A 19,742-nucleotide genomic window follows, 5' to 3' on the forward strand; every position below is an offset into this window, starting at 1 on the left:
GGGATAAACTCGTTAAACTACGTTAAACAAATCTTTAATTCCGAATAATTCAGTTTTAATTCATTAAAATTTCTAATAATGTAATAGCGGCTTTACTAATTTTAGTGCCAGGTCCAAACACTGCAGCAGCACCTGCACTAAACAAATAATCATAATCTTGTTTGGGTATAACGCCACCCACAATAACCATTATATCTTCTCTACCATGTTCAGCTAATGCTTTAATCACAGCAGGTACAAGTGTTTTGTGCCCGCCAGCTAAAGAAGAAACTCCTAAAATATGCACATCATTCTCCACGGCTTGTTTAGCAACTTCTTCTGGTGTTTGGAAAAGTGGTCCTATATCTACATCAAAGCCCAGGTCTGCATAACCCGTAGCTACAACTTTAGCGCCGCGGTCGTGCCCATCTTGCCCCATTTTAGCAATCATAATTCGTGGACGTCTACCCTCTTCTAAGGCAAACGTATCTGCTAGTTCTCTTGCTTTTAAAAAGCTCTCGTCATTATTTATCTCTTTGCTATACACACCAGAAACCGATTGTATTTTTGCCTTATGCCTGCCAAACGCCTGTTCCATAGCATCACTTATTTCACCAAGTGTTGCTCTAGCTTCTGCCGCATCCACAGCTAAAGCTAACAAATTTTTAGAAGAATCGCCAGCCAATTTAGCCTTAGAAACAGTAGTGATTTGTTCTAACAACTGTTTTACTTTTTTAGTGTCTCTTGTGGTTCTAATTTGGTTCAAGCGTTCAATTTGTTGCGCTCGTACTTTTTGGTTGTCTACCTCTAAAATTTGTAAATCGTACTCTTCTTCTAATTGGTATTTGTTAACGCCTACTAAAATTTCTTTACCACTATCTAAACGTGCTTGTTTTTTTGCTGCAGCTTCTTCAATTCGGAGTTTAGGAATACCCGCTTCTATAGCTTTTGTCATACCACCAAGCTTCTCTACTTCTTGAATGTATTCCCAAGCTTCATTCGCAATTTGGTCCGTTAGTTCTTCTACATAATAACTGCCAGCCCAAGGGTCTACCGTTTTTGTAATTTGGGTTTCTTGCTGTAAAAATAGTTGTGTATTACGAGCTATTCTAGCAGAAAAATCTGTTGGTAAAGCAATAGCCTCGTCCAAAGCATTAGTGTGTAAACTTTGCGTGCCTCCAAAAGCAGCTGCCATAGCCTCAATAGTTGTTCTCGCTACATTATTAAAAGGGTCTTGTTCTGTAAGACTCCACCCACTAGTTTGGCTATGCGTTCTAAGCATAAGAGACTTTTGGTTGCTAGGTTCAAATTTGGAAACAAGTTTAGCCCATAGCATACGAGCTGCGCGCATCTTAGCAATTTCTGTAAAATGCCGCATGCCAATACCCCAGAAAAACGATAAACGTGGTGCAAAATCATCTATTTTTAATCCTGCTTTTAGTCCTGTACTGATGTATTCTATACCATCTGCTAGAGTGTAAGCAACTTCTAAGGCAGCCGGAGCACCAGCCTCATGCATATGATAGCCAGAAATACTGATACTGTTAAATTTGGGCATCTGTTTGCTGGTGTATTCAAAAATATCTGCAATGAGCTGCATGGATGGCGTAGGAGGATAGATATAGGTATTGCGCACCATAAACTCCTTTAGAATATCGTTTTGGATGGTGCCTGATAACTGGTCCAAGGCTACTCCTTGTTCTTTTGCAGCAACGATGTAGAAGGCCATTATGGGCAATACCGCGCCATTCATGGTCATAGAAACAGACATTTTATCTAGTGGAATGCCATCAAATAACACCTTCATGTCTTCCACACTGTCAATCGCTACGCCAGCTTTACCAACGTCACCAATAACTCTTTCATTATCACTATCGTAACCTCGGTGTGTAGGTAAGTCAAAGGCTACAGAAAGACCTTTTTGACCAGCAGCAAGATTTCTCCTATAAAAGGCGTTACTTTCTTCTGCGGTCGAGAATCCTGCGTATTGTCTAATGGTCCAGGGTCTTCTAACATACATAGTAGAATAAGGGCCTCTTAAAAAAGGAGCAATACCTGCAGCAAACCCCTCATGTTCATTTATAGGTTTAGCTTCGCTACTTTGTGAACTTAGTTCTAAGTTTTGTATGTTGATTCTACTCATCTTTTAATCGGTTTTGTTCTACAGTTTCTGCTAATCTTTTACGTAGAATTGGTGGTAAAAGGGTTTTTCTTTTGTTGCATACCATGAAGGGCGATTTCTGTAGTGACGCCTTCATTTTATCTTGCGGATTTTGATATACATTAGTGCCTATTAAGGGTAGTTGGCCAGCATCAAACAAGGATTGTTCTTTTTGTGCAGCTGCTTTTATCTTTTTCTGTAAAATGCCTTTTTTTAGATTAGCTAAAAACCCGCCTGAAGTTTCTAATTGTTTCCATAAATCTAACGCAGCCTGTGCCAATTGATACGTTAATACTTCAATATAATAAGTGCCATCTGTAGCATGTAAGGCTTCATCTAGGTATGCTTCTTCTTTTAAAAGCAATAATTGGTTTCGTGCTATGCGGTCACCAAATTCATTGCTATAATTAAAAAGTGTATCATAAGGGGTGTTTATTATAGTATCCGCACCTCCCAAAACAGCTGCCATACTTTCTACAGTGGTACGTAGCATATTCACATTATAATCATAAATAGTTTTGTTCCGTAATGTAGGTGTAGCTGTTAATTTAAATGTAAAATTACCTTCGTACTTATTTTGCAGGCTTTCTAACAACCAACGTAAAGCTCTTAATTTTGCAATTTCAAAAAAATAGTTGCCTCCAATGGCAAGATTAAAATTTATATAGCATTGGCCACCAGCTTCTGCTAGGTTTAAATACTCACTTGCGTGTGCAAGTCCATAAGCTAATTGTTGCACGCAATTGGCACCCGCATTTTGGTACAATTCCAGATTTACTGTATGGCTGTAAACATTTACGGCGGTATTGGTAGCCATTAAGTCCTTCGCAGCCTGTAAATCGGTCTCCATAGTGCTAGACCAATTTCCGGTTTCTGCTAATTGCCCAATAGGATCATAGGTCAAAACCAAACTTTGATATTCTGGTTTCCATTCTTCTAATATACTTTTATAGTGTGTTGTAGAAGGGTTCGTGAATCCTAACTGTAAAGCAATTTCTTTTTTGTTTATTCCTTTTAATAGTGTAGATAGGTCTGCCGTAGTAGGGATAGCAGATATACAGATTTCTTGAGCACCATTATTAATGGCCTTTAATGCAACACTATTGCTTTCTTGTTCCGTGGCAAAAATAAGGTGTTGCGCTGCTCTCCACTGGTGCTTTTTAGGCATTTGGTAACGGGGCAATGCTTCTAAATCTTCTTGGGAATAGAAAGGTTTTACTTTTATACCTTCTAAAGTTTCCCAAACTAAGGTGTCATTATAGTCCGCTCCTTTAAGGTCTACCTGTATTTTTTGTTTCCATTGCTTGGCGCTAACCTCAGAAAACTCATCAAAAAGAGGATGTTGATCCATACTTTAAAGATTCAGTTTGTTAGTGCAAGGCCTGCAAAAGATATTTTATTAGAGCCTTGCTATTGCTTTAGTTTTAGACTGTCTTCGTATTCAATTAAAAAGATTTCTTCACCATCTTTTTTCATAAAATACTTTTCCCGAGCAAACTTTTCTAGCTCGTCTTTACTAGACAATTTTTCCAAGAGTTTTTTATCGTGCTCAATCTCTTTTTTTAAAAACTCCTTTTTCTGTTCAAGTTTATTTATTTCCTTTTGCAGCTCCCTGTGTATTAAAAGGGAATTGGTGTCAAAAAAGGCCATCCAAATAACAAAAATAGTCAAGACTAAAACATAGGTGTTAGTCATGATTTTAATCCATTTTTTTTGTCTTAAGGCCTTTAACCCCATTTATATCAACTTATTGTTAATAATGGTACGTACCATATCTACCGCAACTGTATTATAATGGTTGTTAGGTATGATTATATCTGCAAACTCCTTGGAGGGCTCTATAAATTGATTGTGCATAGGCTTTACGGCAGTTTGGTAGCGGTAAAGTGCCTTTTCTAAGTCGTGCCCACGTTCTTTAATATCGCGTTGTAAACGTCTTATTAGACGTTCGTCTGAGTCTGCATGTACATAAATTTTTATATCAAACAACTTTCGTAATTCAGGATTGCTTAATACCAAAATGCCTTCTACAATTATAACCTTTTTAGGTGCTGTAGGTATGGATTCTGGTAAACGTGTTTCTTCTACAAAAGAATACACAGGAATAGCTATAGGTGCGCCTGCTCGTAAGGTGTTTATATGTTGTATGAGCAAGTCAAAATCTATAGAATTGGGGTGGTCAAAGTTTACTTTGCTTCGCTCCTCTTTGGTAAGGTAAGATAAATCGTTGTAATACGAATCCTGTGAGATAACCACAACTTCATTTTCTGGAAGTTCATCAACTATTTGTTTTACAACTGTAGTTTTACCACATCCGGTACCACCCGCGATTCCGATAATTAACATGAGAATAATTTTACGCCAAAAATACACATTTGGCCCTATTTGCAGGGTTTTAAATGTGCAATACCTTAAATTTATATGTGCTTTTTATCTTTCTTACGAATTAAGCATTTAAAAATCAACAAGTAAAATTCATTTTTTGAATATTTGCTAATTATTTAGCAAATAACCTATCTTTAAATGCGAGAAATTTAATGATTTCAATGGAAAATAAATATATTCTTAAGGTTGATGGCGGTTCTGAGTTTTCGTTAACAGCAAAAGACCTTACTCAATTAGATGTAGTTGCGTCTGGTCAAAATCTTTTTCATGTTTTACATAACGATGAAAATTTTAAGGCAGCTGTGGTAGGGAGAGATTTTCAGAATAAAACCTATCAAGTAAAAATTAATGCCACTGTACACACGGTTACTATTCAAAATCCACTTGCCACACTAATCAAAGACATGGGTTTAAGTGTTAATGCAGGAGCTGTGGTCAACAGTATAGAAGCGCCCATGCCCGGTCTTATTTTAGATATTGCAATTAAAGTAGGACAAGAAGTAGCGGAAGGTGATACCCTGTTAATCTTAGAAGCGATGAAAATGGAGAATGTATTAAGCGCTCCACGCGCTGGGGTCATAAAAGAAATTGCAGTGGTTAAAGGCGATGCAGTTGAGAAAAAACAAGTGTTGATTACGTTTGAATAATTCTTGTAAAGTAAGATGAAAAAAATATTAGTTGCCAATAGAGGAGAAATTGCCCTTAGGGTAATGAAAACCGCAAAGAAAATGGGAATTAGAACCGTTGCTGTTTTTTCAGAAGCGGATAGAAATGCGCCACATGTAAGTTTTGCGGACCAAGCTATTTGTTTGGGGCCAGCACCTTCTAATCAATCGTATTTATTGGGTGATAAAATCATTGCAGAGGCCCAGCGTTTGGGTGTTGATGGTATACATCCAGGGTACGGATTTTTAAGTGAAAATGCGGATTTTGCAGAGGCGGTAGAAAATGCAGGTCTAACCTTTATAGGACCAAAATCTCATGCAATAAGGGTCATGGGTAGTAAGCTTGCTGCCAAAGAGGCGGTTAAAAGTTATGATATTCCCATGGTGCCTGGCATAGAAGAAGCCATTACAGATGTTGCCAAGGCTAAAGCCATCGCTAATGAAATTGGCTTTCCTATTTTGATAAAGGCATCTGCAGGTGGTGGCGGTAAAGGCATGCGTGTAGTAGAAAAGGAAAGTGATTTGGAGCAACAAATGAATCGTGCCATAAGCGAAGCTACTTCTGCATTTGGTGATGGCTCCGTATTCATAGAAAAGTATGTTACCTCTCCTCGTCATATTGAAATTCAGGTTATGGCAGACACGCATGGTAACTATCTTCATTTTTTTGAGCGGGAATGCAGCATACAGCGCAGACATCAAAAAGTAGTAGAAGAAGCGCCTTCCGCAGTATTAACCCCTGCCTTACGTACAGAAATGGGGGAGGCAGCTAAAAGAGTAGCTAAGGCCTGTGATTATGTGGGAGCTGGTACGGTAGAGTTTTTGTTAGACGGAGACCATAATTTTTACTTTTTAGAAATGAATACCCGCTTGCAAGTAGAGCACCCGGTTACCGAATTAATTGCTGGGGTAGATTTGGTAGAATTGCAAATAAAAGTAGCCCGTGGGGAAGCACTTCCTTTTAAGCAAGAAGATTTAAAAATTACTGGGCATGCTATGGAACTTAGAGTGTATGCAGAAGACCCGTTGAACGACTTTTTGCCAAGTGTAGGTTTGCTGTCTAAATACAACATTCCTGTTGGGGAAGGAATTCGCGTGGACAATGGATTCCAAGAAGGTATGGAAATTCCTATTTATTATGACCCAATGTTGGCTAAATTAATTACGTATGGAGCTACAAGAGAAGAGGCCATTGCTTTAATGGAAAAGGCTATTGCGGCCTATGAGGTAGAAGGGGTGCAAACTACCTTGCCTTTCGGAACTTTTGTTATGCAACACCATGCATTCACCTCTGGTGATTTTGATACTCATTTTGTTAAAAAATATTACAATCCAGAACAATTAAAAGAAGGACAAGAAAAAGAAGCACATTTGGCCGCCCTATTGGCCTTAAAATTGTATTTGGACGATAAAAAAACACTAAGACTGCCCATTGCTTAAAATTATGGACGATAAAATTAAACAGTTACAAGATAAAGTTACTCAGGCTCATTTAGGAGGCGGGGAAAAACGTATAGAAAAGCAACATGCTAAAAAGAAATTAACGGCTAGAGAGCGTATTGCATATTTACTAGACGAAGGTTCTTTTGAAGAGATGGGAATTTTAGTGACCCATAGAACAACGGACTTTGGAATGGAAAAGGAGCAGTATTACGGTGATGGCGTTGTTACAGGTTATGGTACAATATCGGGTAGGCTAGTTTATGTTTATGCGCAAGATTTTACCGTGTTCGGTGGTGCGCTATCAGAAACGCATGCAGAAAAGATTTGCAAGGTTATGGATTTGGCAGTAAAAGTAGGAGCCCCAATTATAGGCCTTAACGATTCTGGAGGAGCGCGTATCCAAGAAGGGGTACGTTCTTTGGGTGGATATGCCGATATTTTCTTTAGAAACGTACAGGCTTCTGGGGTAGTTCCGCAAATTTCTGCCATTATGGGGCCTTGTGCGGGTGGTGCCGTTTATTCCCCAGCAATGACAGATTTTATCGTGATGGTAGAGCAAACCAGTTACATGTTTGTAACAGGTCCCAACGTGGTTAAAACGGTTACCAATGAAGAGGTGACATCAGAAGAGTTGGGTGGCGCTAGTACACACGCCAGTAAATCGGGCGTAGCCCATAAGACATCGCCAAATGATGCTGCTTGTTTGGAAGATGTTAAGAGATTATTGTCCTATTTGCCTCAAAACAATCAAGAAAAAGCCAAAAAACTACCCTTTGTACCTGGAGAAGAGGTGAGAGAACAATTAAAGGGAATTATTCCAGATAATGCCAACAAACCGTATGATATGCATCAGGTAATTCATGGTATTATTGATGTAGATTCTTTTTATGAAATTCATAAAGACTACGCAGAAAATATAATTACTGGTTTTTCTCGTATTGGTGGGCGTAGCGTAGGGATAGTTGCTAACCAGCCCATGGTTTTGGCAGGAGTGTTAGATGTAGATAGCTCTATAAAAGCGGCACGTTTTGTTCGTTTTTGCGATGCTTTTAATATTCCACTTTTAGTTCTTGTAGATGTACCTGGCTTTTTACCTGGAACGGACCAAGAATGGAATGCAATTATTACCAACGGCGCTAAATTACTTTATGCTTTGAGTGAAGCCACTGTACCACGGGTTACCTTAATTACTAGAAAAGCATACGGTGGTGCTTATGATGTAATGAATTCTAAGCATATTGGAGCCGATTTTAACTTTGCTTGGCCTTCTGCAGAAATTGCGGTAATGGGCGCTAAAGGAGCTAGTGAAATTATTTTTAGAAAAGAAATTGCTGATTCAGAAGACCCTGAGGCTAAATTAAAAGAGAAAGAAGCCGAGTATGCAGATAAGTTTGCTAATCCTTACAGAGCAGCTAGTCGTGGTTTTATAGACGAGGTAATTTTACCGGAAAATACCCGTAGAAAATTACTGAAAACCTTTGCAATGTTAGAAAATAAAACTGTTGTGCCTCCTAAAAGAAAGCACGGTAACATTCCCTTATAGTTAACAATACAAGCATAAGTGTTTAACTTAACAAAAGTTAAACACTTATTGTTTCTGGCATGTTCTAAGAGTACCTAATTTTGCCAGATGCAAAACACAACCCAAAAACCTAGTTTTGAGTTCATCGCATTAATGGCTTCTTTAATGTCTATTGTAGCCTTGTCTATAGATGCGCTTTTACCTGCTTTTCCAGAGATAGGTGTGAGTATTAATAGTTTAGACGCTACAGAACATCAAAAATTGGTGACGATGATTTTCTTAGGGTTGGGTGTTGGACAACTATTTTTTGGTCCGTTATCAGACGCTATTGGTCGTAAAAAAGTGGTGTATTTAGGTATGGTTATCACGCTTTTAGCAAGCTTGGTTTGCGTGTTCTCTCCTAATTTAGAATGGATGCTTTTTGGGCGAATTGTTCAAGGAATAGGATTATCTACCTCTAGATCTATTTCTATCTCCATGATAAGAGATATGTACAAAGGAGATGTAATGGCAAAAGTGATGTCTTTTGTGACTGCTTTTTTTATTCTTGTCCCTGTTGTAGCTCCCGCATATGGTAAATTGGTTTTGGACCTTGCTAACTGGCAAGCCATTTTTTATTCGCAAATGGTCATTACAATACTTGTTGGATTTTGGTTTTGGAAGCGTCAACCAGAAACGCTAAAGCCAGAATACAAACAGCCTTTTACAATACGAATGTTTTGGGACGGGTTCAAAGAATTTTTAAAATACAAAGAATCAGTGGCTTTTACTCTTATTTCTGGTCTTGTGACGGGAGCATTTTTAGTGTATTTAAGTGCGTCTCAACACATATTTGAAGACCAATATGGATTAAAAGAATCGTTTCCCTATATTTTTGCAGGTTTAGCTATATCTATAGGGTTGTCTACACTATCTAACGGTACTTTAGTATTGCGTTTTGGTATGCGTAGGCTTTCCTTAACGGCACTTATTCTTTTCTGTATCATAGCTCTAGCATTTGTTGTCTTGTACATGGGGGGGGCAAACCCTAATGTGTATGTTTTGGTAGCCTTTTTATCGTTACAGTTCTTCTGTTTAGGGTTTATGTGGGGTAATTTTAGGTCTATAGCCATGGAGCCAATTGGCCATATTGCTGGTATAGGAGCTGCTATTAATGGTTTTTTCTCAACCGTGGTAAGTATCCCAATTGCTACTTTTATCGGATTATTTGTAGATACTCATGTATATCCTTTATTTATCGGGCTTGCCGTCTGCGGGCTATTGTCCTTAGCTATATTTCTTTACGTTCGCAAAGCGAAAAATTTGGTGCCGGCTACTTCTTAATTTGGATGATGTAACACGCCAGAGCAAGAATCTCTACTAGCACCGGTTACAGATTTGAGTATATTAATTTGGTTTTCTACCCTAAGCACTCCCATAAAAGCAAAAACTAAGGCCTCTTTGTAATCAATTATAGTTTTGGATGGAACTATTAATTGAATTCCTTCTGGTAAATAAGTGGTTAAAGTTTGTGTGTAAAATGTATTCAATGCTCCGCCACCTGTGACCAATAGTTGTGTATTTATAATTGGTTTTTCTTTTTTGATAGAAAATGCTATTTGTTGGCAATTATGATGAATTATAGTATGTAACAGGTCTTTTGTTGATGCGTCTTTAAATTTTTCTAATATAGGAATAACCGCTGCCCTAAACCACTCGTATCCTGTGCTTTTTGGGTAGGGCAATTGGTAATATGTGAGTGCATTTAACTGCCTAAGCAAATCTGGGAGCAAAGTTCCTTGACGTGCCAGGTTGCCATTCTCATCGTAAGCTAGTCCTATTTTAGCGGTTAAATAATTTAAAGGCATATTGGCAAGGCCGATATCATAAGCAATACGTTTCTCCTCCTTATCAAAAGAAATATTACTAATGCCGCCCAAGTTGAGACAAAATTGATGAGAAGCAAAGAGTAACTTATCTCCAATAGGTACTAAAGGCGCACCTTGACCACCAAGAGCTACATCTAAAGTTCTAAAATCATTAATTACAATACAACCTGAAGCTTCTGCTAACGCTTTGCCATCCCCTAACTGAAAAGTAATTCCCTCTGCGGGTCTGTGGTGAGAGGTATGCCCATGACTAGCTATAAAATCAACGGATATATGGTGTGTGTCCAAAAAGTTCTTGGCTTGTGTTCCAAGCCATTTGCCATAAGTAATATGTAGTTGTTGGTGTGCAGCAGGTGAAAGGGTAATGGCATGTTTAAGTTGCTGGTACAGCTGTTCTTGGTAAGGTATTGTTGTAGCTTGATTAATGCTGAATTTCCACTCATTTTCTTCCTGCCAAAGGCTGCAATGTGCAATATCTAATCCGTCTAAGGAAGTGCCAGACATTAACCCCAAAACCGAATACTTTTTCATATCAATCTAAATTTACAGGCAATTCTCCGTAGGAGGGCAGTTCTTCTAAAAAATGCTGTGCAGCGTAGGTTTGAAAAGGTTTAAAATCTTGATAAGTAATATAGATTCCTTTAGCCTTTTTATATGCTAAGGTATTCAGAGCGTATGGGTTGCCAAAGTGATAGATAAGAGCATTTTTTGTAGCTACAAGGGTATTGAATAATTCTATTTCTTCTTTGCTTAATCCAAAATTGTCTAAGGGTTTTGCAGAAGGCGGATTTACTACGATTAAGACCTGTTTGGAATTGATAGCTTCAACCAGATTAGCTGCCTTTTGTTTTAATAGTTCTGTAAAATAGGATGTTTTCGTTCCTAGGTTTACCAACTGAAAGGGTTCTTTTTTAAAGCGAGATAGATTAAAGTTTGGAGTGTAATTGGTAAGACTGTATTGAGCAATAGCCGCATTCAAACTACTTTCATTGGCAAAATTATGTTTTGTTTTTTGTTGTAACGCCTTTTGTTTTAAACGTTGAATGCGTTGGTATTTTTCATCGATTTCGGAAGCACTTGCTTCCGCTTCAATTTTAGCAATACCTGCTGCGGTATTTTCTGTAAAGCAAAGTATGTCTACCCCTGCCTTAAAAGCTTGCAGTTCAACTTCTCCTTTTATTGTAAACAATTTGCTAATACTGTGCATGTTTAAAGCATCAGAAATAACCACCCCATTGTACTGTAATTCTTCTCTGATCAAGCTGTTAATGATGGTTTTAGAAAGTGTAGCGGGTTTCTTAGGGTTCTGCTCTAACTGTGGTAGTGCCAAATGCCCAACCATAATGCTATCTAAATTTTCCTTGGCAATGTGTTTAAATGGGTATAACTCGTTTTCTTGTAAATTCTGTAGGGATTTGTTAATAATGGGCAACCCTATGTGAGAATCTACAGCAGTATCTCCATGCCCAGGAAAATGCTTCACAGAATTTAGAATACCACAAGAAGCCATACCGTCTAGAAAGGCCTTTGCCTTAGCGGTTACCCGAATTTTATCGCTCCCAAAAGAACGATACCCTATTACCGGATTTTTAGGAGTGCTATTTATATCTATTACGGGAGCTAAATTCCAGTGAATACCGGCGTGTAAACAGTCTTGTGCAATTTGTTGCCCTACTTGGTAAATCAGAAGGTTTTTAGAAAGCGGTAAAGCACCCAATGTAATAGCGTATGGATACTGCGGGGTATTTTCAATGCGCATGGCCAAACCCCATTCTGCGTCTATTGCTATTAAAAGCGGGTATTTTGCCGCTTTTTGATACCGGTTGATGAGGTAGGTTAACCGCTCAAAACTTTGTTCATTGTAAAGAACCTTTTTTTTACCCTCAAAATTAGTTGCAGCGCTTGCTCTGGAGTGAAAAAAGCATAGTGCCCCTACATGATGTGTGGCAATCAAGCCTTCTAAAGATTTAATTTCTTCTTCTGAATCGTTTATAAAAGCAGCGGGCATAAATAGCTGACCAATTTTTTCTCGGAGCGTCATTACTAATTGTTTAAGGTTTTTTTACCAAAATCCGCAGGGTAATCTAAAAATCGTACTAATACGAGCGCAGGAATAGCTGCAAAAGCAACCCAAAAAAAGAATCCGTCGTAACCCAACCACTCTTGGATATAACCGCTAATCATTCCAGGTAACATCATCCCAAGAGCCATAAAACCTGTAGCTAAAGCATAATGACTTGTTTTGTAAAAACCTTCTGCTACGTAGATAAGGTATACTAAAAAGGCAGCAAATCCAAAGCCATAACCAAATTGCTCTATGATTACGGTGCCTACTATGGCAAACATACTGGTAGTTTTAGTAATTGCTAAAAGTGCGTACAACAGATTAGGTAAGTTAAGCGAAAGAATCATGGGAAGCATCCATTTTTTTAATCCATCTTTAGAAATCAAAATTCCGCCAAGAATACCACCTAACGAAAGAAAAATAATGCCTACTGTTCCATAAATTGTTCCAACAGCTTCAGTAGCTAATCCCAAACCGCCTTTTGCGATATCATCCAATAAAAAAGGAGAAGTCATTTTTACCAATTGAGACTCTCCTAGGCGATAGGTTAAAATAAAAGCTAAGGATAACCAAATACCCTTTTTTGCAAAAAATGTGCTGAAAATAGTTCCAAAATGCGCATTTTGATTGACTTTAGGACTATTTTCCTCTGCTTTGGGAGATGTAAAGAAATTGCTAATGGTGAGTACGGCCATCAATACGGCGGTGGCTATCATTGTAAAACTCCATGCTTTAGCCGTATTTTCTAGTTGATGCTCTAGAAAACCAGCTAGGATAACAATAAGACCTTGACCTGTAACCATGGCTAGACGATAAAATGTACTGCGCATGCCAATAAAAAAAGATTGCTTTTTCTCACTCAACGCCAACATATAATAGCCGTCAGATGCAATGTCATTGGTTGCAGAGGCAAAAGCAACCATCCAAAAACAAGCAAGGGTAGCTGTTAAAAAAAAGTCGGTTTGTAGAGTAAGTCCAATCCCTAAAAAAGCCAAAGAAATAAGTAATTGCATACTCAAAAACCACTTTCGTTTGGTAAAATTTAAATCTACAAATGGACTCCACAAAGGTTTTAAAACCCATGGAATATAAAGCCAGCTTGTGTATAGTCCAATTTCTGAATTGCTTAGGCTAAGCTTCTTATACATGATAACAGACAAACCTACTACAATAATGTAGGGTAAACCCTGAGTAAAATAAAGGATTGACACCCAAAGCCATGCATTTTTATCTTTATCGTTTGTCATTAATTTAATTTTATAGCTATGGGCAAACTATGCTGCCCATATTTACTTTCAAAAACCAGCACGAGTTTTTTTCGATTCTTAGTAAGTTTTATTGGTAGCCGTAAAATGTCATCTTTGGAAAGATACCGTTTTCCTAAAAGTCCTTTAGGTTCTGTGGGTTCTTTTTTATAGATAAGCACGCTGCGTTGTTTTTGTTCTGATTTAATATTGAAAATGTAATTTTTATCTTTTTTTTCTAGTTGAGTTACCGTAATGTTTTGCGGTAAGGGAGCATCATATAACGGTGAATGGCTAGGAGTGTAAGCTTTGTGTTTGTATAATTTACGATGTATGGTTTTGGCTACTTCCTCATGTGCTAAAAGGGATTTAGCACTAAAGAACACGTTTCCAGAAATGTTGTTGGCACTTCTTACATAGTTTAATTGAGTGGGTAGTTCTAGTGGATTTTCCCAAGCAATATCTGCATTGTTTTTAATCTTGTAGGGACCATTACCAATATAAATACGGCTATCAAATGCATTGGTACTCCACCAATCTGCTAATATTTTATGTGAGGCTGGAGCAAAATCCATGCTCCAATAGATTTGGGGAACTAGATAATCTATCCAACCTTTCTCCATCCATAATAGTGGGTTTGCATACAAATCGTGATAGGTAGTCTGCCCTGCTTTGGTAGCAGAACCCTTCGGGTCTGTAGTGTCATTCTTCCAAACACCAAACGGACTGATGCCAAATTGAACCCACGGCTTAGTGTTTTTAATGGTAGTATAGACATTTTTAATCAATGAATCTACATTGCTGCGTCTCCAATCCTCTAACGGTAGTTTTTTTGGATTGTAATTTGCGTAGCTTGTGCTATCTGCAAATATCTGGTCTTTAATGGTGTAGGGGTAAAAATAATCATCAAAATGTAGCGCGTCTATATTGTATTTTTGTACCACCTCTTGCATTATTTCGGCTAAATGTGCTTGTACTTCTGGGTTCCCAGGGTCATAGTAGTACTTGGTTCCGTAAGGAATCATCCAATCTTTATGTTGATAAAAGTCATGTGTAGTGCTTAGTTGCAAAGTATCCAAGGTCATGGTAGCCCGGTATGGGTTTAACCATGCATGGAATTCCATACCTCTTGTGTGCGCTTCTTTTATTAGAAAAGGAACTATGTCTACCGTTTCTTTTAAACTTGCCCCTTGTTGGCCGGTTAGATACGTGGACCAAGGTGCTAATTTAGTAGGGTAAAGGGCATCTCCTGCAGTTCTTAGTTGTACTATTACAGCATTAAAATTATGAGCTTGATAGTAGTCTAAAAGCGCCAAATAATCTTTCTTTTTTTTCTCAAGGTTATCGCTCCCGTTTTTGGGCCAGTCAATATTGGCAACTGTGGCAATCCAAACGCCTCTAAATTCGGCAGGTGGCGTAGGTACTGCTTTAAATGTACTGCAAGAACCTATGAAAATAGCTAAAATAAGGGCGCTAAAAATAATTTTCATACTTGGGATTACTACATAAAAGGTCTACAAAAAGCTGTAGACCTTTTACAAAGGTAACTAACAAAATATAGCTTTAGTACTTAAAAATGATATTGAACAAAGCCCTCCATAGCCTCATATTCAGCAAGGCCTAATGCATTATATTTTGCAGCTGTTTCTGTATTTCTTTGTTGTGCACGCTGCCAAAATTCGCGCTCATCATTCCCAGGAAACATAGCACTATCTTTTTGGGATTGATGTTTAAATATGGCATTAATTTTACGTTGCATATCTTTTGGTCCAATGGGTACTGCCATTTCCATAGAAGCAATGTCCCATTCTTGCCATGCGCCACGGTATAGCCAAACTTTGCAATCTTTTAACCATTGAGCCCCCGATGTTTTTAACTGTTCCAAAGCCAAATAAATTATTTGTAGGCATACTCTATGAGTACCGTGTGGGTCCGATAGGTCCCCAGCAGCAAAAATTTGATGCGGTTGTACTTTATTTAATAGGTCTACAGTTAACTGAATATCTTTTTCTGAATGTGGCTTCTTTTTTACGGCACCAGTTTCATAAAACGGAAGGTTCATAAAATGTGCATGCGCTTCTTTTACGCCACAATAGCGACAAGCGGCTAAGGCTTCTCCTTTACGGATTAGGCCTTTATATTCTTGTATTTCTGAGCTATCTATTTGGCCGGGTTTTTTGTTGTTTAAAAACTCCCGAACCTCCTTCATTTTAGTTTTTAACTTTTCATCTCCCTTTTCTATTTCTAAGGCAAAATCTAGAAAACGAATTACCTCATCATCAAATACCGCAATATTGCCAGAAGTTTGATAGGCAACATGTACCTCATGGCCTTGGTCTACTAACCGAAGTAGCGTACCGCCCATAGAGATTACATCATCATCTGGATGTGGACTAAAAATAAGAGCGGTTTTAGGGTAGGGGAGCGCGCGTTCTGGTCTATGGCTATCATCTGCGTTAGGCTTACCGCCAGGCCAACCCGTAATAGTAGCCTGTAATTGATTAAATACTTTTAGATTAATCTGCTCAGCAGAACCTATTTCTGCTACCAAATTTCCCATTCCATATTCATTATAATCTTCATTAGTGAGCTTTAAAATAGCTTTTGATAGCTTTTCTGATAACCAGATGGTTGCTTTTTTGATAAGGAAATCGTTCCAAATTACCTCTCCTACTAACCAAGGAGTTTCTACACGAGTTAAAAAAGAAGCTGCCGCTTGGTCTAGGATAAAATCGCATTGAGTATGTTTTTGTAAAAAGGTAGCTGGTACGGTTTCTCTAATTTTGCCCTCAACAGCTTCTTTGACGATGTGGGATTTACCTTCCCCCCAAGCCATTAGTATTATACGTTTAGCGGCCATTATAGTACCTACCCCCATGGTTATGGCGCGTTGTGGTACATTTTCCTCGCCAAAAAAATCGCTCGCAGCATCTAATTTGGTAACCCGGTCTAACCGCACTAAACGGGTTTTACTATGAATGCTAGAGCCAGGTTCGTTGAAACCGATATGTCCCGTTCTACCAATACCAAGTATCTGAATGTCTATACCTCCTAAATCTTGAATGCGCTGCTCATAGGCGTCACAAAATGGCCTAATATCACTGGTATGCAAATTTCCATCAGGAATATGCACGTTTTTGCGATTTATGTCAATGTGGTTAAAAAGATGCTCATTCATAAAACGAACATAACTATGTATACTTTTTGGGTGCATAGGGTAGTATTCGTCCAAATTAAAAGTGGCAACATTTTTAAAACTTAAGCCATCTTCTTTATGAAATTTTACCAAATAATCGTAAACCTTAGTAGGCGTAGAACCAGTAGCTAAGCCTAAAATTGCCATTTTGCCTTCTGCCTGTCTCTTTTTAATCAGTTTGGCAATTTCAGTTGCTACAAAATAAGAAGCACGGTCAGCATCTTCATGAATAAGGGTGTTAACCTTTTCAAATTTTTGAATTTCTGCTAGATTAGCATCTGAGGTAATTTGCTGTTTATTGATAGTTTTGGTCATGTATATTTGGTATTTTGAGTTTAAAACAGCATAAAACTACAAAATAATCTTTTTTATGCTTTTTATTGCTATTAAATATGCGTCAAATTGCGTTTTATTGTATTAATTCGATTTTTTTATAATAAAAACAGCATAAATTCATTTTAGTTATCTTTGTATTTCTAGCAACGAATCATGTTAAAAGAAGAAAGGCAACGCATTATCCTCAACGAAGTTGAATTACATAATAAAGTTTTGCTAACGGATATAGCAGAACAATTAGCAGTGTCTATAGACACGGTGAGGCGAGATGTAAAGGAATTAGATGGGGATCAAAAACTTAGGAAAGTTCACGGTGGCGCAGTTTCTTTGGGATTTGCTAATTACAGTCCATCCAGAGCCAATGTATACGCTTTAGATAAAAAAACGACTATTGCAGAAAAAGCAATAAAGCTTATCAAAGCAAATAGTGTAATATTAATAGATGGAGGAACCACCTGTTTAGAGTTAGCTAGGTTATTGCCACAGCATTTGCATTTAACTTGTTTTACCCTAAGTTTACCAGTGGCGATGGAATTGCTGAATAAACCTAATGTTGATACTATCTTTATTGGCGGTAATTTGTCTAAAGATTCGCAAATATCGTATGGAGCTAATACCATCAACAATCTGAGTCAACTAAAAGTAGATTGGGCTTTTATTGGTACAGGTTATGTTGATGCAGCTTTTGGTTTAACAGAGTTTGATTGGGATATTGTACAAACAAAAAAGGCAGTAATCAAGGCGGCGAAAAAATCGGTTTTACTGTGTATTTCAGAAAAACTGAGTTCTCAGCACCGCTATAAAACCTGCGATGTAAGACAGATACACACCATGGTAACGGAGTTGCCTGCAGACCATAGAGATTTAAATCCATTTAAAAATCAAGAAATAACGATAGTATAGTATGGCTACATTCCAAAAAATAACGGAACAACCTTCTTTGCATAATGATTTAGAGCAACAATCTACCTTAAACCTATTAGAAAAAATTAATGAAGAAGACCAAAAAATTGCGGCAGCGGTGGCTAAGACTATTCCCCAAATAGAGCAATTAGTAGAAGCTTTGGTAAGCCGTTTTAACCAAGGGGGGCGTCTTTTTTATATCGGAGCTGGTACTAGTGGTCGCTTAGGAATATTAGATGCTTCAGAAATCCCGCCGACGTTTGGAATGCCCTATGACCGCGTAATTGGTCTTATAGCTGGTGGAGATACAGCAATCAGAAAAGCGGTAGAGTTTGCAGAAGACAATACTGTACAGGCTTGGAAAGACCTTTCTGAATATAACATAACTACAAATGATGTAGTAGTTGGGATTGCAGCTTCTGGGACAACTCCTTATGTGATGGGTGGTATAGAAGATGCTAAAAGGCATGGAATACTCACTGCGGGAATTACCAATAATCCGGGTTCTCCTTTAGCATTACAAAGCGATATTGCCATTGCGGTAGAAGTAGGGCCAGAATTCGTAACGGGCAGTACCCGTATGAAGTCAGGTACCAGTCAAAAATTAGTGTTGAACATGATTTCTACGGCATTAATGATACGAATAGGACGTATTAAAGGAAATAAAATGGTAGACATGCAATTGAGTAATAAAAAGTTGGTAGACCGTGGTACCCGCTATTTGGTAGAAGCTTTGAATCTATCTTATGAAGCAGCGGAGAAGGCCTTAAAAGAGTTCGGAAGCGTACGTACAGCTATGCAAGCCTTAAAACCTTAGTTTTTAGCTGGAACTAGTTTATATATCCCTTTATTCTCTACACCAATATAAATAAAACCGTCAGAATCTTGGGTCAGGCTTCGTACCCTGCCAATGCCATCTAACAACTTTTCACGCCGAACAACTTTGTTGTTTTTAAAAATTAATCGCTCTAAATATTGAAAAGCTAAAGAGCCGACGAGTAGATTGCCTTCCCATTCTGGATAGATACTTCCAGTTACAAAAAGCATATCACAGGGAGCAATAGAGGGTACCCAATAATGAATAGGTTGCTCCATGCCGTTTTGTGCTGTTTTATCTGTAATTTTTGTGCCACTATAATTAATACCATAGGTAATTTGGGGCCATCCATAATTTTTACCCCTTTGTATAATATTTATCTCGTCCCCACCTCTAGGCCCATGTTCATGAGACCAAAGTTCTTTTGTTTTAGGATGAAAGGTTAATCCCTGAGGATTGCGATGACCGTAACTGTAAATGGCTTTTTTTGCTTTAGAACTATTTACAAAAGGATTATCATCTGGGATACCTCCATTGGTAGTTATTCTGTAAATTTTACCACCATCTCTAGAAATATCTTGCGGGTTCTTGTCTCTATTGCCTCTATCGCCAACAGAAAAATATAAATTTCTTTTACCGTCTATAACTAGTCTTGAACCAAAATGATGAGCGGTACTACTATTAGGGCTCGCTTTATAAAGTACTTTTACTTCTACAAGCTCTTGATTGTTAAGTTTTGCTCTAGCTATGGCTGTATTACTTCCGTTACCTGTACCTTCTGGAGAACTGTAAGCAAAATATAAATATCCGTTATTTTTGTAATCTGGATCTAAAATTAAGTCGAGCAACCCACCTTGACCACTAGTTTTTATGGTAGGTAAATTTTTTATTTCCTTAGATTCACCATTTTTAAAATGAAGTAGTTTACCTGCTCTTTCGGCAATTAAAATACTTTGGTCAGGTAAAAAAACAAAGCTCCAAGGAACGCCAGTATAGCGGAGGTACAAATCTGCTGTAATGCCTGTTTTTTCTGGGGTTGCAATAGTTTTGTCAGTTGTTTGCGCACAAGAGGTGTTGAGCAGTACAACGAAAAAATGCAAGGTGAGTATATACTTTTTCATAAATTCATCGTTAGAATAATAGTTTTATAGGTTGAAA

General features: G+C 37.9%; 16 protein-coding genes. 6 read left to right on the forward strand and 10 right to left on the reverse strand.

All coding sequences use genetic code 11. The annotated features are described in order from the left end of the window. Positions 1-55: 55 nt before the first annotated feature. From scpA to udk, 4 genes are read right to left on the reverse strand one after another with little or no spacing between them, the layout of a single operon-like run. Positions 56-2,122 carry a methylmalonyl-CoA mutase gene (gene scpA, locus FBT53_RS09605; protein WP_136950971.1) on the reverse strand — a complete coding sequence of 689 codons (2,067 nt, stop codon included), beginning with the start codon at positions 2,120-2,122 and terminating at the stop codon, positions 56-58. Further along, positions 2,115-3,491, reverse strand: a complete 1,377-nt coding sequence (locus FBT53_RS09610; RefSeq protein ID WP_136950972.1) for a methylmalonyl-CoA mutase subunit beta — start codon at positions 3,489-3,491, stop codon at positions 2,115-2,117. The genes scpA and FBT53_RS09610 overlap by 8 nt, the downstream gene beginning before the upstream one ends. Positions 3,492-3,550: 59 nt before the next feature. Beyond that, the gene (locus tag FBT53_RS09615; protein ID WP_136950973.1) at positions 3,551-3,877 is read right to left on the reverse strand and encodes a septum formation initiator family protein; all 327 of its coding nucleotides are present in this window, start codon (positions 3,875-3,877) and stop codon (positions 3,551-3,553) included. Then, positions 3,878-4,486, reverse strand: a complete 609-nt coding sequence (gene udk, locus FBT53_RS09620; RefSeq protein WP_136950974.1) for a uridine kinase — start codon at positions 4,484-4,486, stop codon at positions 3,878-3,880. 200 nt (positions 4,487-4,686) lie between these two features. Here udk and FBT53_RS09625 point away from each other — a divergent pair, with 200 nt between their 5' ends. From FBT53_RS09625 to FBT53_RS09640, 4 genes are all read left to right on the forward strand, one after another. Next, a complete protein-coding gene (locus FBT53_RS09625; RefSeq protein ID WP_136950975.1) occupies positions 4,687-5,172 on the forward strand; it encodes an acetyl-CoA carboxylase biotin carboxyl carrier protein subunit in 486 nt (161 codons plus the stop codon). 15 nt (positions 5,173-5,187) lie between these two features. Next, the gene (locus FBT53_RS09630; protein ID WP_136950976.1) at positions 5,188-6,630 is read left to right on the forward strand and encodes an acetyl/propionyl/methylcrotonyl-CoA carboxylase subunit alpha; all 1,443 of its coding nucleotides are present in this window, start codon (positions 5,188-5,190) and stop codon (positions 6,628-6,630) included. 4 nt (positions 6,631-6,634) lie between these two features. Further along, complete coding sequence (locus tag FBT53_RS09635; RefSeq protein ID WP_136950977.1) at positions 6,635-8,176, forward strand: acyl-CoA carboxylase subunit beta; 1,542 nt, start codon at positions 6,635-6,637, stop codon at positions 8,174-8,176. A gap of 87 nt (positions 8,177-8,263) precedes the next feature. Further along, the gene (locus tag FBT53_RS09640) at positions 8,264-9,478 is read left to right on the forward strand and encodes a multidrug effflux MFS transporter (RefSeq protein WP_136950978.1); all 1,215 of its coding nucleotides are present in this window, start codon (positions 8,264-8,266) and stop codon (positions 9,476-9,478) included. On the opposite strand, the gene FBT53_RS09645 is transcribed toward FBT53_RS09640, so the two are convergent. The 5 genes from FBT53_RS09645 to nagB all read right to left on the reverse strand — a co-directional run bounded on the left by FBT53_RS09645 (position 9,475) and on the right by nagB (position 16,843). Continuing rightward, positions 9,475-10,554 carry an anhydro-N-acetylmuramic acid kinase gene (locus FBT53_RS09645; protein ID WP_136950979.1) on the reverse strand — a complete coding sequence of 360 codons (1,080 nt, stop codon included), beginning with the start codon at positions 10,552-10,554 and terminating at the stop codon, positions 9,475-9,477. The two genes, FBT53_RS09640 and FBT53_RS09645, sit on opposite strands and share 4 nt — an antisense overlap. A gap of 1 nt (position 10,555) precedes the next feature. Next, positions 10,556-12,064: a glycoside hydrolase family 3 protein gene (locus FBT53_RS09650; RefSeq protein ID WP_136950980.1), complete on the reverse strand. Its 1,509-nt coding sequence runs from the start codon at positions 12,062-12,064 to the stop codon at positions 10,556-10,558. Positions 12,065-12,066: 2 nt separating this feature from the next. After that, positions 12,067-13,335 carry an MFS transporter gene (locus tag FBT53_RS09655; protein ID WP_136950981.1) on the reverse strand — a complete coding sequence of 423 codons (1,269 nt, stop codon included), beginning with the start codon at positions 13,333-13,335 and terminating at the stop codon, positions 12,067-12,069. Continuing rightward, on the reverse strand, positions 13,335-14,822 hold the full coding sequence (locus tag FBT53_RS09660; protein ID WP_136950982.1) for a glycoside hydrolase family 10 protein: 1,488 nt from the start codon (positions 14,820-14,822) through the stop codon (positions 13,335-13,337). Before FBT53_RS09660 ends, FBT53_RS09655 begins: the two co-directional genes overlap by 1 nt. A gap of 80 nt (positions 14,823-14,902) precedes the next feature. Further along, positions 14,903-16,843 (reverse strand): glucosamine-6-phosphate deaminase, encoded by a 1,941-nt coding sequence (nagB, locus tag FBT53_RS09665; protein ID WP_136950983.1) that lies wholly within the window; start codon positions 16,841-16,843, stop codon positions 14,903-14,905. Between the two features lie 174 nt (positions 16,844-17,017). Here nagB and FBT53_RS09670 point away from each other — a divergent pair, with 174 nt between their 5' ends. After that, positions 17,018-17,767: a DeoR/GlpR family DNA-binding transcription regulator gene (locus tag FBT53_RS09670; protein ID WP_136950984.1), complete on the forward strand. Its 750-nt coding sequence runs from the start codon at positions 17,018-17,020 to the stop codon at positions 17,765-17,767. A 1-nt stretch (position 17,768) separates the two neighbouring features. After that, complete coding sequence (murQ, locus tag FBT53_RS09675; protein WP_136950985.1) at positions 17,769-18,584, forward strand: N-acetylmuramic acid 6-phosphate etherase; 816 nt, start codon at positions 17,769-17,771, stop codon at positions 18,582-18,584. Here murQ and FBT53_RS09680 read toward each other — a convergent pair. After that, the gene (locus FBT53_RS09680; protein WP_136950986.1) at positions 18,581-19,705 is read right to left on the reverse strand and encodes a PQQ-dependent sugar dehydrogenase; all 1,125 of its coding nucleotides are present in this window, start codon (positions 19,703-19,705) and stop codon (positions 18,581-18,583) included. The genes murQ and FBT53_RS09680 overlap by 4 nt on opposite strands. Between the last annotated feature and the right edge of the window lie 37 nt (positions 19,706-19,742).

Source organism: Flavobacterium sp. ASW18X, assembly GCF_005144745.1.
Lineage (GTDB): Bacteria > Bacteroidota > Bacteroidia > Flavobacteriales > Flavobacteriaceae > Croceivirga.

Coding starts and splice junctions, on each gene's coding strand:
- scpA (WP_136950971.1), bottom strand. CDS start 2,122: ATGAGTAGAATCAACATACAAAACTTAGAACTAAGTTCACAAAGTAGC.
- FBT53_RS09610 (WP_136950972.1), bottom strand. CDS start 3,491: ATGGATCAACATCCTCTTTTTGATGAGTTTTCTGAGGTTAGCGCCAAG.
- FBT53_RS09615 (WP_136950973.1), bottom strand. CDS start 3,877: ATGGGGTTAAAGGCCTTAAGACAAAAAAAATGGATTAAAATCATGACT.
- udk (WP_136950974.1), bottom strand. CDS start 4,486: ATGTTAATTATCGGAATCGCGGGTGGTACCGGATGTGGTAAAACTACA.
- FBT53_RS09625 (WP_136950975.1), top strand. CDS start 4,687: ATGGAAAATAAATATATTCTTAAGGTTGATGGCGGTTCTGAGTTTTCG.
- FBT53_RS09630 (WP_136950976.1), top strand. CDS start 5,188: ATGAAAAAAATATTAGTTGCCAATAGAGGAGAAATTGCCCTTAGGGTA.
- FBT53_RS09635 (WP_136950977.1), top strand. CDS start 6,635: ATGGACGATAAAATTAAACAGTTACAAGATAAAGTTACTCAGGCTCAT.
- FBT53_RS09640 (WP_136950978.1), top strand. CDS start 8,264: ATGCAAAACACAACCCAAAAACCTAGTTTTGAGTTCATCGCATTAATG.
- FBT53_RS09645 (WP_136950979.1), bottom strand. CDS start 10,554: ATGAAAAAGTATTCGGTTTTGGGGTTAATGTCTGGCACTTCCTTAGAC.
- FBT53_RS09650 (WP_136950980.1), bottom strand. CDS start 12,064: ATGACGCTCCGAGAAAAAATTGGTCAGCTATTTATGCCCGCTGCTTTT.
- FBT53_RS09655 (WP_136950981.1), bottom strand. CDS start 13,335: ATGACAAACGATAAAGATAAAAATGCATGGCTTTGGGTGTCAATCCTT.
- FBT53_RS09660 (WP_136950982.1), bottom strand. CDS start 14,822: ATGAAAATTATTTTTAGCGCCCTTATTTTAGCTATTTTCATAGGTTCT.
- nagB (WP_136950983.1), bottom strand. CDS start 16,843: ATGACCAAAACTATCAATAAACAGCAAATTACCTCAGATGCTAATCTA.
- FBT53_RS09670 (WP_136950984.1), top strand. CDS start 17,018: ATGTTAAAAGAAGAAAGGCAACGCATTATCCTCAACGAAGTTGAATTA.
- murQ (WP_136950985.1), top strand. CDS start 17,769: ATGGCTACATTCCAAAAAATAACGGAACAACCTTCTTTGCATAATGAT.
- FBT53_RS09680 (WP_136950986.1), bottom strand. CDS start 19,705: ATGAAAAAGTATATACTCACCTTGCATTTTTTCGTTGTACTGCTCAAC.